General features: G+C 39.0%; 1 protein-coding gene. It reads left to right on the top strand.

What is annotated here, in order from left to right; translation table 11 throughout:
- Nucleotides 1-8: 8 nt before the first annotated feature.
- A partial coding sequence (locus HJP15_RS21585; protein ID WP_170174633.1) for a tyrosine-type recombinase/integrase occupies nt 9-802 on the top strand: 794 nt, incomplete at its 3' end.

The raw sequence follows: 802 nt of genomic DNA, 5'->3' as shown, positions 1-802 counted from the left end.
GGTAAGTCATGAATACACTCATTGAACAAGTCAAAACTGAAATAGCCTATCTTGGTTATTCACAAAGTACCTGTAAAAGTTACTGCGAGCATTTACTTAAACTCAGCCATTATTTTAATAAACCACTTGATTTAATTGCTGATGATGAGCTGAATATCTTTTTTAAAGATCCCGCTATTCGTAAACTTTCTAGAGCAAGCCAAAAAGTACAGATAAACAGCATTTGGTTCTTGTTTAAGAATATTTTACATCGCCCACTGAACTTAGACATAGCCTTGCCTAAAGCAAAACCTCGGGCACCTACTTATTTATCGCGTGATGATATTCGACGACTTATAGAAAGTTGCACGGATATGCGCTTAAAAACATTGATAGTGGTGTGTTATGGATGTGGTTTGCGTATTGGCGAACTGCTGCGCATCAAAGTGCAAGACATCGATGGACAGCGTAAAACCATTTTAATTGAACATGGTAAAGGAGATAAGTCACGCTATGTTGTTGTATCAGATAGCGTGCTAAATCAATTACGTTGTTATTGGAAAATGTATCACCCAACGGGCTGGATGTTTTACTCGCGATTGTTAATGGATAAACCTATGTCAGCATCGACCTTCAGGAAGCCATTGAGAAAACACGCACAAGCGTGTGGTTTAAAGCACTGTAATCCACATGTATTACGCCATGCTTATGCAACACATCAACTTGAATCAGGTATGCCACTTCATCAACTTCAACACCAGCTTGGTCACAGTGACATTAGAACCACGCAAAGTTACTTACACTGGTTACCTGAATTAGGGCA

The sequence above is a fragment of the Pseudoalteromonas sp. NEC-BIFX-2020_002 genome, from assembly GCF_013002825.1.
GTDB lineage: Bacteria > Pseudomonadota > Gammaproteobacteria > Enterobacterales > Alteromonadaceae > Pseudoalteromonas > Pseudoalteromonas neustonica.
Note: the sequence above shows the minus strand (reverse complement) of the source record. Positions and strands in the feature narration are given on the sequence as shown.